A 14,710-nucleotide genomic window follows, 5' to 3' on the forward strand; every position below is an offset into this window, starting at 1 on the left:
CCGTTGCCCGGCGCCGAGGGCGCGTGCTCGGGGGCGGTGTGCTCGCCCGCGACGGGCAGCGAGCTGCCGTTCAGGCCGAGCGCACCGGCCGCGAACGTGCCGGCCACGAGCAGCGTGCCGGCGGCGACGCCAAAGGTCCACTTCCGGCTCGAAGCGGGAGCCTCGACCACCTTCTCGGCGGGGTCCTCGTAGTACCGCCGAACACCCAGGGGGTGTCCTTCCCGTCGCAGCAGGCGTTCAGCCGACACTCGGTCACCGCCGCCATAGGCAGCTGCGTAAGTCAAGAGACACACCCTCCTGGCCCTGTTCAATCGCCCATACGGGCGAACATTCGACGAACCCCGACGGGGGAGATTAGTGACGGCAACGGTAAATGTCCAACAAACGAGGTCAGACGCCCGCATACGAATGGAGGCCGGCGATGACCAAGTTGATGAAGAACAAGTTGAACACCATCACCGCGAAGCCGACGATGTTGATCGCCGCCGCCCGGCCGCCGCGCCAGCCCGCGGTCGCGCGCGAGTGGAGGTAGGCGGCGTAGACGATCCAGGCGATGAACGCCACGGTCTCCTTGGGGTCCCAGCCCCAGAATCGGCCCCAGGCCGACTCGGCCCAGATGGCGCCGAAGATCACGCCCGCGGTGTAGATCGGGAAGGCGAACACCGTGGTGCGGTAGGCGACCTGGTCCAGCACGTCGGCGTCCGGCAGCCGGCCGGCCCACCGCGGCCGGTGGACCTTGATCAGGTACAGCACGCTGACCACGCCCGGCACGAGCACCATGCCGCTGCCCAGCGCGATCGAGAAGACGTGGATGGCGAGCCAGTAGGACTGCAGCGCGGGCTGTACCGGCGCGGCCGTCGTGTAAAGAACCACGCCGCCGAGGAACATCAGCAGGATCACCGGCAGCAGCAGCCACGCGGACATGCGCCGGATCGGGAACCGGCGCAGCAGCACCAGCCACGTGACGACCGCGGCGAGGCTCAGCGTGGCGCCGAACTCGTACATGTTGCCCCACGGCACCCGCCCGGTGGCGAGCCCGCGCAGCAGCAAAGCGGTGACGTGCAGCAGCGCGCCGAGCACGATCAGCGCGACCGACATCCGACCGAACCGCTCGGCCCGCCCGGCCCGGTCCGGCCCGATCTCCTCCTGCGCCGTGTCCGGCGCCGGCTCCTGGGGCGACTGCGCGCCGGCGCCGACCAGCTCGCGCGCGGCGGGCCGGCGGACGGCGGCCGCACGGCGGCCGAACGCCTGCTCGACGAGGGAGAACAGCATCGCCAGGACGTATACGCCGACCGTGGCGCCGTACGTCCAGTCGCTGTAGGTGGAGAACGTCTCGTTGACCGGCATCAGGTCTCCTTCCCCGCGGCGGCGTCCTCCCGGACCGGATCGTCATCCGGATCGCCGCCGCCCTCCGGTGCCAGCTCGGCCAGCAGCTCGGTCGAGATCCGCTGGAACTCGCCGCCGTACCCCGCCTGGTCGGTGCGCGCCAGGCCGCCGAGTACGACCACGGTACGGCGGCTACCGTCGTCGTCGGTGCTCGGGTCGCCGGTGATCGGGATGGCGCGTACCCACAGGCGGCGGCGCTTGACCACGAGCGACGTGCCCAGCCCCAGCACGAGCGCGATGGCGAAGCCGAGCACCCACGTCTGCGTCGGGTCGTGCGACACCTGCAGGTACACCCAGCGCTGCACGCCGTCGAAGCGGACCACCGTGCCGTCGTCGAGCGTCAGCTCCTCGCCGGGACGCAGGTTCTCCCGCGCCACCCGCACCAGCCGGCCACTGTCCACCATGGACTGATCGACGGAGTAGATGGACTGGCCGCGGCCGGACTCGGTGCCGAGATCGCCGCGCAGCACGTCGATCGCGACGGCCGGGTCGCGCAGGTCCGGGAAGCCGGAGGTGAGCACCGAGCCGTCGAGCACGGCGGTCGGCGCGAACAGACCGGTGATCGCGAGCTGCTTCTCGCGCCGCTCGGCCGGGTCGGTGACGCCGGGCGGGTCAAACTTGGTGGCGCCCTCGGCCAGGTAGGTGAGGTTGTCGACGGTGCGCCACTGTGTGGTGCCGGTGCGCGTCTCGCCGCTCGGGAAGGTCACCGAGAACACCGGCGCGTAGCCGTTGCCGAGCAGGTAGACCCGGTCGCCCTCGACGCGCAGCGGGCTGTTGACCTCGAGCGGGTAGGGCCGCCAGGTGCCGGTCGTGAGGTCCTCGCCGGCCTGGTACCGGATGTCCGCGCGGAAGTGGTCGGCTTGGCCCGACGGCAGGTAGTTCGCGGTGAAGTCGTCGACCTTGACGCAGAACTCGTTGAGGTTGGTCCCGTCCACGCGCAGGCCCGGGGTGAAGGAGTCGTAGGCGAAGGTGCCGGAGTTGCAGAACTCGGCGCCGTTCGCGAGGACGACCACCTGGCCCTCGTAGTTGAACATCTTGCCGATGGCGAGCGCGACGATGAGCCCGACCATGGCGAAGTGGAAGACGAGGTTGCCGGTCTCCCGCAGGTAGCCGCGCTCGGCGGAGATGCTGCGGGCGCCGTCGTCCTCCGCGCGCTCGGTGAGCCGCCAGCCCCGCAGGCGCGCCCGGGCCCGCGCCATGACCTCGCCGGGCGGGTGGCTGGTCTCGCCCTCGGCCTTGTGGGGCAGCCGGGTGATGTTGCGGGGGGTGAGGACCGGCTTGGCGCGCAAGGACTTCAGGTACTCGAAGGTGCGCGGGGTCAGGCAGCCGACGAGCGAGACGAACAGCAGCAGGTAGACCGCCGAGAACCAGACGCTGCCGTAGACCTCGAAGAAGTCCAGGCGGTCGAGCAGCCGGCCCCACCAGCCGTTGTCCGCGATGAACTCGTCGACCTTGCCGGAGTTGAGGCTGCGTTGCGGCAGCAGCGCGCCCGGCATCGCGGCGAGGGCGAGCAGGAACAGCAGCACCAGCGCGGTGCGCATGGACGTGAGGCCGCGCCAGGTGTTGCGGAGGAACGCGATCACGGGACTACTCATAGGGGCAGCACCGTGTCGGTCACGACGGTGTCCCGCAGCCACGAGGTCAGCTCACCCCAGAGCCCGGTCACCAGCAGCACGCCGACGACGAGCAGGAGGCCGCCGCCGGCGAGCTGGATCCGGCGGCTGTGGCGGCGCAGCCAGGCCGACGTACGGACCGTCCAGCGGGCGCCGAGGGCGATGACCAGGAACGGCAGGCCGAGGCCGAGGCAGTAGACGAGCACGAGCAGGAACCCGCGGGCGGCGGTGCCCCCGGTGCTGCTGGCGATGATCAGCACGCCGGACAGCGTCGGCCCGAGGCACGGCGTCCAGCCGAGCCCGAAGATCGCGCCGAGCACGGGTGCGCCGGCGAGCCCGAGCCGCGGCACGCGGTGGATGCGGACGTCGCGCTGCAGGCCCGGGACGAGGCCGATGAAGACGAGGGCCATGCCGATCGTGACCACGCCGCCGATGCGCTGCAGCAGGTCCTGGTTGACCAGCAGCGCGTCGGCGAGCCACACCAGGCCGCCGACGGTGGCCGCGAAGACGAGGGTGAAGCCGAGCACGAAGAGGCCGACAGCACCCACGACCCGCCAGCGCCCGGCATTCGGCTCCGGCGCTGTGTCCGGCTCCCTCGCGGTGTGCGGCTCCGGAGCCGCCTCGGGCTCGCCGGGGGCACCGGCGGCGACCTTCACCGGCGGCGCGTCGGCGCCCACGAGGGCGGCCAGGTACGCGAGGTACCCGGGCACCAGCGGAACCACGCACGGGGAGGCGAACGAGATCACCCCGGCCAGCAACGCCACGCCGCTGGCCAGGAGCAGCGGGCCGTCGACGGCGAGGGCGGTCGGGTCCACGGCCTCAGGGTAGGCACCGCTCCCACCTGGTCCGACGGCGCCTCCCCACCGGTGTGACGCCCCCGGCACGCCGCGAGTCCAACGTTCCGGTCGGGTGTGTCCAACAGTCGCGAACGTCGGACACGCCGGTTCCGAGTGTTGGACTCGCGGGACACGAGTGTTGGACTCGCGGGTCGGGAGCGTTGGACTCGCGGGTTACTTCTCGGCCAGGAGCCGGTCGATCACGGGGAGCAGGTCGGTGGCCAGCAGGTCGCGGAGGAAGACCGCGGCCACCCGGTGGTGCTTGTCCAGCACGATCGTCGACGGAACCACCGAGCGCGGGTAGCCCTTCCACGCCAGCAGCGACCGGCCCGGCGGGTCGTAGATCGACGGGTACGTCAGGCCCGTGTCGCGCACGAAGTCCTGCGGCGCGGTGCGGTTCTCGTCGCGGACGTCGATGCCCAGGATCGCCACGCCGTCCCGCCGCGCGCGGTGCACCTTCTCCAGCTCCGGCGCCTCCACCCGGCACGGCGGGCACCAGGCGCCCCAGATGTTCAGCACCACGACCTCACCCTCGAAGTCGGACAACGAGATCTCCGAGCCCGGCGACATCAGGTCCTCGCCGGACAGCGGCGGCGCCGGCTGGCGGTCCTCCCCCTCGTAGAAGATCTCCGTCCGCCCGCCCGGCGAGACGAACTGGAACTCCGTGCCCCGCTCCACCGCGTCGGTGCCCGTCGAGCACCCGACGGCCGTGCCGAGCAGGACCAGCAGGACGAGCAACCGCCTCATGCGCCGGTGACCTTCGGGCTCGACGCGCCGGCCGGCTCGGTGTAGCGGATGGCCACCAGCCGCTCGCCCTCGAACAGCAGCGACGTGACCGACGCGAGCGAGCACTGCCGCCGCCGCGGGTCGTGCCACAGGCGGCGGCCCTCGAGGAACCGCCGCAGCGTCCAGATCGGCAGCTGGTGCGACACGCACACCGCCTCGTGCCCCTCCGCGTGCCCGCGCGCCCGGTACACCGCCGCCAGCATCCGCCGCGCGATCTGCATGTACGGCTCGCCCCAGGACGGCAGGAACGGGTTGCGCAACTGCGGCCAGCGCCGCACCGAGCGCAACGCCCCGTCCCCGACGGAGACCCGCTGACCCTCGAACACGTTGTCCGCCTCGATCAGCTGCTCGTCGGTGTCCATGGTAAGCCGGTGCGAGTCGGTGATCGGCGCGGCGGTCTGCTGTGCCCGCTCCAGTGGGGAGGCCACCACGTGCGCGATGTCGTTGGCCGCCAGGTGTTCCGCCACGATCAGCGCCTGCCGCTTGCCCAGCTCGGACAGGACGAAGCCGGGCATGCGGCCGTACAGCACGCCGGCCGGGTTCTCCACCTCCCCGTGCCGCACCAGATGCACGGCCGTGCGCGTCACGCCTTCTCCTGGCGCGCCGCGGCAGCGGCGGCGGCCGCGGCGGGCAGCGCGTCGGCGATCACGTCGAACGCCGCGTCGTCCATCGCCGCGTTGACGAACCACGCCTCGAACGCGCTCGGCGGCGCGTACACGCCGCGCTCCAGCAGCGCGTGGAAGAAGGCCGGGAACCGCCACGTGGCCGACGCCTTCGCGCCCGCGTAGTCCCGTACCGGCGACTCGGTGAAGAACACAGACAGCAGGTTGCCCGCGTACTGCACCCGGTGCGCCACCCCGTGGTCGGACAGCGCCGAGCCGACGAGCGCGCCCAGCCGGGTCGCGTTGGCGTTCAGCGCCATGTACACCTCGGGCGTCGCCGCACGAAGCGAGGCCAGGCCGGCGGCCACCGCGACCGGGTTCCCGGACAGCGTCCCCGCCTGGTACACGGGACCGGACGGGGCAAGCGCCGCCATGACCTCGGGCACGCCGCCGAACGCCGCCGCGGGCAGCCCGCCGGACATGACCTTGCCGAACGTGTACAAATCGCCCGCCACCGACTCGATGCCGTACCAGCCGGCCGCGGAGACCCGGAAGCCGGTCATCACCTCGTCCATGACCAGCAGCGCGCCGTGCTCGGTACACAGGTCGCGCAGGCCCTGGTTGAAGTCCGGCTCCGGCGGGACCGCGCCCATGTTGCCGGCCGCCGCCTCGGTGATCACCGCGGCGAGGTCCGCACCGTGCTCGGCGAACGCGGCGCGGACCGCGGTGAGGTCGTTGTAGGGCAGGACGATCGTGTCGGCGGCCGTCGCGCCGGTGACGCCGGGCGAGGTCGGCAGGCCCAGCGTCGCCACCCCCGAGCCGGCGTCGGCGAGCAGCGCGTCCACGTGTCCGTGGTAGCAGCCCGCGAACTTCACGATCTTGCGCCGTCCGGTGAACCCGCGAGCGAGCCGGATCGCGCTCATCGTCGCCTCGGTGCCCGAGTTCACCAGCCGCACGGTGCCGACCGGGCCGACCCGCTCGATGATCTCCTCGGCAAGGTCGATCTCGCCCGCGGTCGGCGTGCCGAACGACAGTCCCGAGGCGGCCGCCGTCCGCACCGCGTCGACCACGTCTTCATGGGCGTGGCCGAGGATCATCGGTCCCCACGAGCCGACCAGGTCGACGTACCGGCCGCCGTCGGCGTCCCACAGGTACGGGCCCTCGCCGCGGACCATGAACCGCGGGGTGCCACCGACCGCCTGGAACGCACGCACCGGCGAGTTCACCCCGCCCGGCGTGACCGCTCGCGCCCGCTCGAACAGTGCCGCGGACCGCCGCGTCGTCTCCACCTCAGTCGTCACCACTCACCCTCGCGTCCGATACCGCCTCCGAAGCATCCGCAGCCGCGTCCGAGTTCGCCTCCGGCCGCGCGGCCGGAGCCGCGCCCGGGTCGCCGCCGGAGGCCTTGTCCTTGCGCGCCCGCCTGGGCCGGGCCCGCACCGCGAGCAGCACCTGCCGCACCGCGTCGAGCACGAGCAGCGCGGCGACCGTGCCGAACCCGATGGCGGCCGCGAGCCAGTTGCCGTAGATCCGCTGGGACTCCAGCACCGTGCCCTCGGCGATCACCGTGGTGATCGTTGAGAAGCCGCGCGGCCATGCCCAGAACGCGGCCCACACCGCGGCGCCGGCGGCCAGCAGCTCGGCGAGCGCGACCACGGCCCGCACCGGGCGGTGCATCCGCCCCGTCCCGGTGGAAGGAGGTGCGACGAGCTGCTCGGTGGCCTGCGGTGCGCTCACGTCGGCAAGCCTCTCATGGCCGAGGCTGACCGCCCCGCCGGGCGAGCCGGCGCTTGCGGTGTTCGGCGAAGTACGTCGTCGACTCCGGGCGGAACATGTAGATCACCGCGGTTACCGAGAAGGCCACCTCCGCGAGGCTCCACATCAGGCCGAGCTCGGCCCCGGTGTTGGCGACGGCGGTCAGGAAGTTCACCGCGCCGAGGACCGCGAACAGGGTCAGCACCACCCGCGCCCAGCCCCGGCCCGCGCGCATCTTCAGCGCGAACAACACGAACACGCCGGCGAACAGCAGGATCCCGATGCCGAGCGACACCTGGGCGATGGCGATCCCGGTCGACAGGTCTGCCTCGGGCCGCCCGGACTCCGCGAGCATCTGGCGGGCGAACCGTTCGAGCCAGGCCCGGTCCAGCAGCACCGTGACCACCGTGGCGACGCTCGCGATCGCGGTGCTCGCCAGGCTCGCCCGGAACGCGACGTCGACCGCTCGGGGTCGCGGGATCTCGGCCCGGCCGCCGCCGTCCTGGATCGGCCGCATCGGCTCGTGCTGGAAGCCACTCGGGGAGCCTCTGTCGGGGCCATGGTCGGGGCCATTGTCGGGGTTCGACACGTCTTCATTGAACATGACCGGCCTCGGGCTCGACGAGGCGGCGCAGCGCGTCCCGCAGTCCCTCGTCGTCGCGGGCCCACGCCAGCACCACGCTGCCGTCCCCCAGCCGCACCGGGATGGCGGTGGTCCTGCGCGGCACGGACCAGCCGCCGCCGAGGATCCGTGCCCCGGCGGGCGTGCCGACGTCGGTGACCGCGGCGAGCTTCTCGACGTCCAGCCGCTCGCGGCCCTGGGTGAGCGTGCCGGTGGTCAGCCGCACCAGGTAGACCTTGCGCCGCGCGGAGACCCACACGGCCGCCCCGGCGAATATGCCGACGCCGACCACGAACCAGGGCAGCCAGTGCACCGGCCCGGTGGTCGCCTCGACCCCGACTCCGAACGCGGCGAACAGCGGCCCCCACAGCAGCGGCCACCACGACGAGCCGTGCTCGGTGAAGAGCACGGGCTCGCCGGCCGGTTCGGTCACCTGGTGGTCTGCCGTGGCCCGAAGTACTCGCGCGTGGACGGCAGGTACATCAACGCGATCGTGATCGCCGCGAACAGCCCGCTGATCTGCCCGAACGCCGTCCCGAAGAAGTAGAAGTGGAACAGCAGCAGGATCAGCGTGATGATCAGCGCCATCATCCGCGCGCGGCGCGCGCCTTCCTGCGCCTTGTACGCGAAGAGCGTGAGGAACGCGCCGAGCGCCAGGACGACCACCAGGTACAGCCAGAGCAGTGACGTGACGGCCCGCTCGGCCTCCGCCGCGGTCAGCCGCTGCGGAGTCTCGATCGACTGCGCGCCGCGCACCAGCTCCGCCTTGTTGAGGAACAGGTCGATCGAGCTGACCACGCCCATCACCACGGACGCGAGCGCCAGGTAGAAGGCGACCCGCAGGACCGTCGGCCGCGGCGTGTCCCCCCGGCGCCGGGCCGCCTCGGCGGCGGTCGGCATCACCGGCTCCTCGCGGAGCGGCGGCGCCTTCTCCAGCTCGGCCATCAGGGGCTCCGGGTCCAGCTCCGGCTCCGGCTCGCGTTCCGGCGCTGGCTTGGACTTCCGCTTCGGCTTGGCTTTGGGTTCTGGCTTGGCTTTCGGCTCTGGCGCAGCTTTCGCTGTCGGCTCGGCCTTCTCGCTCTCCGGCGCGGAGTCCGCGGTCCCGGGGTCCTCGCCGGCCGTGCCGTCCGCGGACGCCGACTCCGAATCCGTCGTCTCGGCCGTCGTCTCGGCCGCCGTCTCGTCGGCCGGGGCGGCCGCGGGCTCCTTCGACTCGACGGGCCGGTCTGCGGGGTCCGAATTGCCTGGCTTCGTCACGGGCGGCAGGCTACCGCGACACCTCGCGGGTCACCGCAGCCAGCCCGCCGCTTCCACGGCCCAGTAGGTCAGCACGACCTCGGCCCCGGCCCGGCGGATCGCGGTGAGCGTCTCGAGCACCGCCGCCCGCCGGTCCAGCCAGCCGTTCGCCACCGCCGACTCGATCATCGCGTACTCGCCGGAGATCTGGTACGCCGCAACGGGAACGTCGCTGATCTCGGCCACCGCGCGGATGACGTCGAGGTACATCATGGCCGGCTTGACCATCACGACGTCCGCGCCCTCGTCGAGGTCGAGGCGGACCTCGCGCAGGGCCTCCCGGACGTTGCCCGGATCCTGCTGGTAGGTCTTGCGGTCGCCGGTGAGCTGAGACTCGACGGCGTCGCGGAACGGGCCGTAGAACGCCGAGGAGTACTTCGCGGAGTAGGCGAGGATGCCGGTCTCCGGGCGGCCGGCCCGGTCCAACGCCTCGCGGATCGCGGCGACCTGGCCGTCCATCATCCCGCTGGGGCCGAGCAGGTGCGCGCCCGCCTCGGCCTGCGCGAGCGCCATCTCGCCGTACACCCGCAGCGTCGCGTCGTTGTCGACCTTGCCGTCGGCGTCCAGCAGGCCGCAGTGGCCGTGGTCGGTGAACTCGTCCAGGCACAGGTCCGACATGAGCACGGTCTCGTCGCCGAGCTCCGCGCGCAGGTCGCGCAGCGCCACGTTGAGCACGCCGTTCGGGTCGACGCCGCCGGAGCCGACCGGGTCGCGCCGCGCCGGCACGCCGAACAGCATCAGCCCGCCGACCCCGGCCTGCACCGCCTCGACCGCGGCCTTGCGCAGGCTGTCCCGGGTGTGCTGGACGACGCCGGGCATGGTCGCGATCGCCAGTGGCTCGGTCGCGCCCTCCTTGACGAACATCGGCAGCACGAGCTGGTTCGGGCGGACCGTGGTCTCGCCGACCAGCCCGCGCATGGCGGCCGTGGTACGCAACCGGCGTGGCCGTTGGCTCGGGAACATCGCGCCTCCTCGGGGAGAAGCGTGGAAGGACGCCTTCCAGACGTTGAACGTCAGTAAGGCGTCCTTCCTGGCGTTAGCGGCGGGCCCGCTTGGTCTTGCGGGGTGGTGGCAGCGCGCCTTCCGCACGGAGGCGGGCGGCGTGCTCGGCGAGCGCGTCGACCAGCGTAGGGATCTGCGGCTGCTCGGGCTGGACGTCCACCCGCAGGCCGAACTCCCGCGCGGTCTCGGCGGTCTTCGGGCCGATGCAGGCGACGAGCGTGCGCGTGTGCGGCTTGCCGGCGATGCCGACCAGGTTCCGCACGGTGGACGACGAGGTGAAGCACACCGCGTCGAAGCCACCCGTCTTGATCATCTCTCGGGTCTCGGCCGGCGGCGGCGCGGCACGCACCGTGCGGTACGCGGTCACGTCGTCGATCTCCCAGCCGCGGTCGCGCAGCCCGGCGGCGAGTGTCTCGGTGGCGATGTCGGCGCGCGGCAGCAGCACCCGGTCGACCGGGTCGAGCACGTCGTCGTAGGGCGGGAACTCCTCCAGCAGCCCCTCGCTGGACTGCTCGCCGGAGGGCACGAGCTCGGGGATGATCCCGAACCCACGCACCTTGTCCGCGGTGGACTCGCCGACGCAGGCGATCTTCACGCCGGAGAACGCGCGCGCGTCCAGGCCGAACTCGGCGAACTTCTCCCACACCGCGCGCACCGCGTTGGTCGAGGTGAACACCAACCACTGGTAGCGGCCGTCGACCAGGCCCTTGACCGAGCGCTCCATCTGCGCGGGACTGCGCGGCGGCTCGACGGAGATCGTCGGCACCTCGGACGGGATGGCGCCGTGCAGCCGAAGCCGGTCGCTCATCTCGCCGGCCTGGTCCTTGGTCCGCGGCACGAGCACGCGCCAGCCGTACAGCGCGCGGGACTCCCACCACGACAGCTTCGTCCGGCCCGACACCGCCTGGCCGATCGTGACGACGAGGTTGCCGGCGATCTCGCCGGCGTCGGCCGCGAGCGAGGCGAGCGTCGTGTCGAGCGTGCGCTGGCCCGAGCCGGTGCCGTCGGCGGTGACCGCGACCGGGGTCTGCGGGGCGAGGCCGTGCTCGGCGAGCGCGGAGGCGGCCTCAGCGAGGTGGCTCGAGCTCGCCAACAGGACGATCGAGCCCGGGGTGGCCGCGAGGCCCGCCCAATCCACCTCGCCGCGGACGTCGACCTCGGTGTGCGTGGCGCCGAGCGCGATGCCGGCGTAGGCCGGGACCGCGGTGGCCGCCGGCACGCCGGGCACGACGTCGAACACCGCGCTCGTCCGCGCCACCGCCTGCGCCTCGGCGACGAGCGCGGAGTGGGTCAGCGGGTCGCCGGACACCAGGCGGATCACGGTGCGTCCGGCCTTCGCCTCGCCCACCAGGTCCTTCGCGACCTCGGCCGGATCGCCGACGGCCGGCCGGACCTCGGTGTCGCCCCCGAGGTGCTGTCCCGCCAGCTCCAGCACTCCGGCCGGCACGTCGGGGTCGGTCACGACGAGCTCGGCCCGGGCGAGCAGCTCGGCCGCCCGGACGGTCAGCAACCCGGCGTCGCCTGGCCCGGAGCCCACGAATGCGATGCGTCCCGAGCTCTTACGGGTACGGGTGGTCATTTCTCGGCCGCCTCTTTCAACTAAGCCCTGTCTATCGAGAATGCCGCTCGGGGCCGGACAGCACGCCGGCTCCGAGCTCGAGCAGCTCGGCGGCCAACGCACGCCCGAGCTGCTCACCTTCGGTCAGTTCACCGGTGGCCGAGGCCCGCAGGAGGTCGACGGCGGAACCCGGTACGGCGGCTCCGTCGGCCGTCCAGTTCGCGGCCGCGACCCCGCGCAGCGACAGGCGGTGTACCACCCGGTCGGTGCCGTCGTCACTGCTGTCGAGGTCCTCGACCACGTCGGCCAGTGCGCCAACCGGGGCGTTGCAGCCGGCCTCGAGCGCGGCCAGCATGGCGCGCTCGGCGGCCACCGCGAACCGGGTGGCTTCATCGTCCACAATGGACTGAAGGAGGTGTTCGGTGTCCATGTCGTCGACGCGGCACTCCACCGCGAGCGCCCCCTGCGCGGGCGCGGGCAGCACCTGGATCGGGTCCAGCACCTCGGTGATCTCGCCCAGCCTGCCCAGCCTGGCGAGCCCGGCCCTGGCCAGCACGACGGCATCCAGCACGCCGTCGGCGACCTTGCGGATCCGGGTGTCCACGTTGCCGCGGATCGGCACGATCTCGAGACCCAGGCCGAGCGCCCGGATCTGCGCGGCCCGGCGCGGCGAGCCGGTCCCCACGCGGGAACCGGGCGGCAGCTCGCCCAGCGTGAGCCCGTTCCTGGCCACGAGCGCGTCCCGGGGGTCGGCGCGCGGCGGCACCGCCGCGAGCGACAACCTCGGGTCGGGCTTGGTCGGCAGGTCCTTGTAGGAGTGCACGGCGACGTCGACCGTGCCGTCGGCGAGCGCGTCGCGCAGCGCCGAGGTGAACACGCCGACGCCGATCTCGGCGATCGGCGCGGAGGAGCGGTCGCCCGGCGTGACGACGGTGACGAGCTCCACCTTCGAGCCGGCCTTCTCGAGCGCCTCGGCGACGGTCCCGGTCTGCGCGAGCGCGAGGGCGCTGCCCCGGGTCCCGATCCGGATCGTGCGGGTCACCGATCGTCACCGTCCAGCTCGGTGATGGCCTCGGAGATGGCCGCAGGCAGGCTCGGGTCGAGCTGGAACAGCTCGCGCAGCGCGTCGGCGTACCCGGCGCCACCCGGCCCCGAGGCCAGCTCCTTGACCCGCACGGTCGGCGTGTGCAGCAGCTTGTCCACGACGCGGCGGACCGTCTGCGCTAACTCGTCGCGCACCCGGCCGTCGACCTCGGGCAGCCTCGAGTCCAGCCGCAGCAGCTCGGCGTCGACCACCTCGGCGGCCCGGCGGCGCAGCGCGGTGACGGTCGGCGTGACCTCCGCGGAGCGCTGGGTCGCCAGGTAGGCACGCACCTCCTCGGCGACGATGCCGGTGGCGCGCCGGGTGTCCAGCCCGCTCGGCGACTCCGCGAGGCGGCGCTGCAGGCTGTCCAGGTCGATGATCGTGACGTTCGGCAGCTCGCCGACCTCGGCGGCCACGTCGCGCGGCAGGCCGAGGTCGCAGATGACGAGCGGCTCGGTCCGCGAGCCCACGGCCTCGCGGTCGATGACCGTGCCGGTCGCGCCGGTGCAGGAGACCACGACGTCCGCTGTGGCGATCCGGTCGGCCAGCTCGCCGAGGCCGGCCGCGCTCGCGGTGACGCCCTGGCTCGCGAGCTGCTCGGCCAGCCGCGCGCCGGTCCGCTCGGTGCGGTTGACGACGACGACCTCGCCGATGCCGGCCCGGCGCAGTGCCGCGGCGGCGAGCGAGCCCATGGAGCCCGCACCGACCAGCAGCGCCCGCCGGCCCGCGAGGCCGCCCAGCCGCGCGTCGGCGTCGGCGAGCGCCTCGGAGACGACCGAGCCGCCGGCCCGGGACAGGTCGGTCTCGGTGTGCACCCGCTTGCCGACCCGCAGCGCACGCTGGATCAGCTCGTGCAGCGTGCGGCCGACGGTGCCGGCCTCGCGCGCGGTGCCGTAGGCGGCCCGGACCTGGCCGAGGATCTGCGACTCGCCGACCACCATCGAGTCGAGCCCGGCGGCGACGGCGAAGAGGTGCCCGACGGCGGCCTCCGCGTAGTGCACGTAGAGGTGCTCGTACAGCTCGCCGGTGTCGAGCCCGGAGTGCCGGCCGAGGACGTGCACGATGTCGGCGAGTCCCCCGTGGAAGGCCTGCACGACCGCATAGACCTCGACCCGGTTGCAGGTGGTCACGAGCGCCGCCTCGACCACGTCGCCGCAGCGCACGAGCTCGTCGAGGACCTTGCCGGCCTCGTCGGCGGGCACCGAGGCACGCTCCAGCACCCGCAGGTCGGCGGAGCGGTGGGACAGCCCGACCGCGATCACACTCACGACAGCCCCACGCAGGCTCGGTGCTGCCGCTCGCGGACACACTGTGACATTGATTCGCTCGCAAGCTCACTCATGGCCGCACCACCATCCCGCCCTGGGGAACCCCGTTCACGCGCGGCGCCGGCGTGGCGTCGTCGGCCGGGGCGTGGTCCGCGCGGCGGGCCACGTGGAACGACAGGATCTGTAGCTCGACCGCGAGGTCGACCTTGCGCACCTCGACCGTCTCCGGGACCTGGAGCACGACCGGGGCGAAGTTGAGGATGCACTCGACGCCGGCCTGGACCAGCCGGTCGCACACGGCCTGCGCGGACGCGGGCGGCGTGGCGATGACGCCGATGGTGACCTCGCGCGCGGCGCACACGGTGGAGATGTCGTCGATGTGGTCGACCGGGATCCCCCCGACGGGCACACCCATCAGGTCGGGGTCGACGTCGAACAACGCGGTCACCGGAAAGCCTCTGCCTGGGAACCCGCCATAGTTGGCGAGCGCATGTCCGAGGTTACCGATCCCGACCACGGCGACGCTCTGCTCGCGGGTGAGGCCCAGGACACGTTCGATCTGGTCGATCAGCACCTCGACCTCGTAGCCGACACCGCGGGTGCCGTACGAGCCGATGTAGGACAGATCCTTGCGCAGCTTCGCGGAGTTGACGCCGGCCGCGGCCGACAGCTCCTCGCTGGAGACGCTGCCCGTGCCCTGCTCGCGCATGCCGGACAGCACCCGGAGGTAGACCGCGAGCCGCGCGACGGCGGCCTCGGGGATCGCGCGAGCCCGGTCCCGCAGACCGTTGCCACCGATCGCCGGCATGGGCGTGGTGATCTCGGCCGCGTTCTCGGCTGGCGCCCGTGGGGTTCTACCGGCTGCGTCGGACTGGCCACGCTGCGCCACGCTGGTACTCCTT

General features: G+C 72.8%; 16 protein-coding genes. All 16 read right to left on the bottom strand.

Features of this window, described 5'->3' with window-relative positions; all coding sequences use genetic code 11:
* Positions 1-248, bottom strand: a 248-nt coding sequence (locus tag ACRDTB_RS24855) for a hypothetical protein (RefSeq protein WP_431434038.1), incomplete at its 3' end; no start/stop codon positions are given.
* 142 nt (positions 249-390) lie between these two features.
* Entirely contained in the window at positions 391-1,347 is a 957-nt protein-coding gene (gene ccsB, locus ACRDTB_RS24860) for a c-type cytochrome biogenesis protein CcsB (RefSeq protein WP_431434039.1), read from the bottom strand.
* Positions 1,347-2,981, bottom strand: a complete 1,635-nt coding sequence (gene resB, locus ACRDTB_RS24865; protein WP_431434041.1) for a cytochrome c biogenesis protein ResB — start codon at positions 2,979-2,981, stop codon at positions 1,347-1,349. Before resB ends, ccsB begins: the two co-directional genes overlap by 1 nt.
* Positions 2,978-3,814, bottom strand: a complete 837-nt coding sequence (locus ACRDTB_RS24870) for a cytochrome c biogenesis CcdA family protein (protein WP_431434043.1) — start codon at positions 3,812-3,814, stop codon at positions 2,978-2,980. The genes resB and ACRDTB_RS24870 overlap by 4 nt, the downstream gene beginning before the upstream one ends.
* Before the next feature lie 195 nt (positions 3,815-4,009).
* Positions 4,010-4,582, bottom strand: a complete 573-nt coding sequence (locus ACRDTB_RS24875) for a TlpA family protein disulfide reductase (protein ID WP_431434045.1) — start codon at positions 4,580-4,582, stop codon at positions 4,010-4,012.
* Positions 4,579-5,208: a histidine phosphatase family protein gene (locus ACRDTB_RS24880; RefSeq protein WP_431434047.1), complete on the bottom strand. Its 630-nt coding sequence runs from the start codon at positions 5,206-5,208 to the stop codon at positions 4,579-4,581. The genes ACRDTB_RS24875 and ACRDTB_RS24880 overlap by 4 nt, the downstream gene beginning before the upstream one ends.
* The gene (gene hemL / locus ACRDTB_RS24885) at positions 5,205-6,524 is read right to left on the bottom strand and encodes a glutamate-1-semialdehyde 2,1-aminomutase (protein ID WP_431434048.1); all 1,320 of its coding nucleotides are present in this window, start codon (positions 6,522-6,524) and stop codon (positions 5,205-5,207) included. Before hemL ends, ACRDTB_RS24880 begins: the two co-directional genes overlap by 4 nt.
* Complete coding sequence (locus tag ACRDTB_RS24890; protein ID WP_431434050.1) at positions 6,514-6,960, bottom strand: hypothetical protein; 447 nt, start codon at positions 6,958-6,960, stop codon at positions 6,514-6,516. The genes hemL and ACRDTB_RS24890 overlap by 11 nt, the downstream gene beginning before the upstream one ends.
* Positions 6,961-6,973: 13 nt before the next feature.
* The gene (locus tag ACRDTB_RS24895; protein WP_431434052.1) at positions 6,974-7,495 is read right to left on the bottom strand and encodes a hypothetical protein; all 522 of its coding nucleotides are present in this window, start codon (positions 7,493-7,495) and stop codon (positions 6,974-6,976) included.
* A 76-nt stretch (positions 7,496-7,571) separates the two neighbouring features.
* Positions 7,572-8,033 (bottom strand): hypothetical protein, encoded by a 462-nt coding sequence (locus tag ACRDTB_RS24900; protein WP_431434054.1) that lies wholly within the window; start codon positions 8,031-8,033, stop codon positions 7,572-7,574.
* Positions 8,030-8,857, bottom strand: a complete 828-nt coding sequence (locus tag ACRDTB_RS24905) for a hypothetical protein (RefSeq protein WP_431434056.1) — start codon at positions 8,855-8,857, stop codon at positions 8,030-8,032. The genes ACRDTB_RS24900 and ACRDTB_RS24905 overlap by 4 nt, the downstream gene beginning before the upstream one ends.
* 30 nt (positions 8,858-8,887) lie before the next feature.
* Positions 8,888-9,859: a porphobilinogen synthase gene (gene hemB, locus ACRDTB_RS24910; RefSeq protein ID WP_431434058.1), complete on the bottom strand. Its 972-nt coding sequence runs from the start codon at positions 9,857-9,859 to the stop codon at positions 8,888-8,890.
* A 73-nt stretch (positions 9,860-9,932) separates the two neighbouring features.
* Positions 9,933-11,477 carry a uroporphyrinogen-III synthase gene (locus ACRDTB_RS24915; RefSeq protein ID WP_431434060.1) on the bottom strand — a complete coding sequence of 515 codons (1,545 nt, stop codon included), beginning with the start codon at positions 11,475-11,477 and terminating at the stop codon, positions 9,933-9,935.
* Positions 11,478-11,508: 31 nt separating this feature from the next.
* Complete coding sequence (hemC, locus tag ACRDTB_RS24920) at positions 11,509-12,498, bottom strand: hydroxymethylbilane synthase (RefSeq protein ID WP_431434062.1); 990 nt, start codon at positions 12,496-12,498, stop codon at positions 11,509-11,511.
* Complete coding sequence (locus ACRDTB_RS24925; RefSeq protein WP_431434063.1) at positions 12,495-13,808, bottom strand: glutamyl-tRNA reductase; 1,314 nt, start codon at positions 13,806-13,808, stop codon at positions 12,495-12,497. Before ACRDTB_RS24925 ends, hemC begins: the two co-directional genes overlap by 4 nt.
* Positions 13,809-13,878: 70 nt before the next feature.
* On the bottom strand, positions 13,879-14,616 hold the full coding sequence (locus ACRDTB_RS24930) for a redox-sensing transcriptional repressor Rex (RefSeq protein WP_431434084.1): 738 nt from the start codon (positions 14,614-14,616) through the stop codon (positions 13,879-13,881).
* Positions 14,617-14,710 lie beyond the last annotated feature (94 nt).

It is taken from the genome of Actinophytocola sp., assembly GCF_050699935.1.
Lineage (GTDB): Bacteria > Actinomycetota > Actinomycetes > Mycobacteriales > Pseudonocardiaceae > Actinophytocola.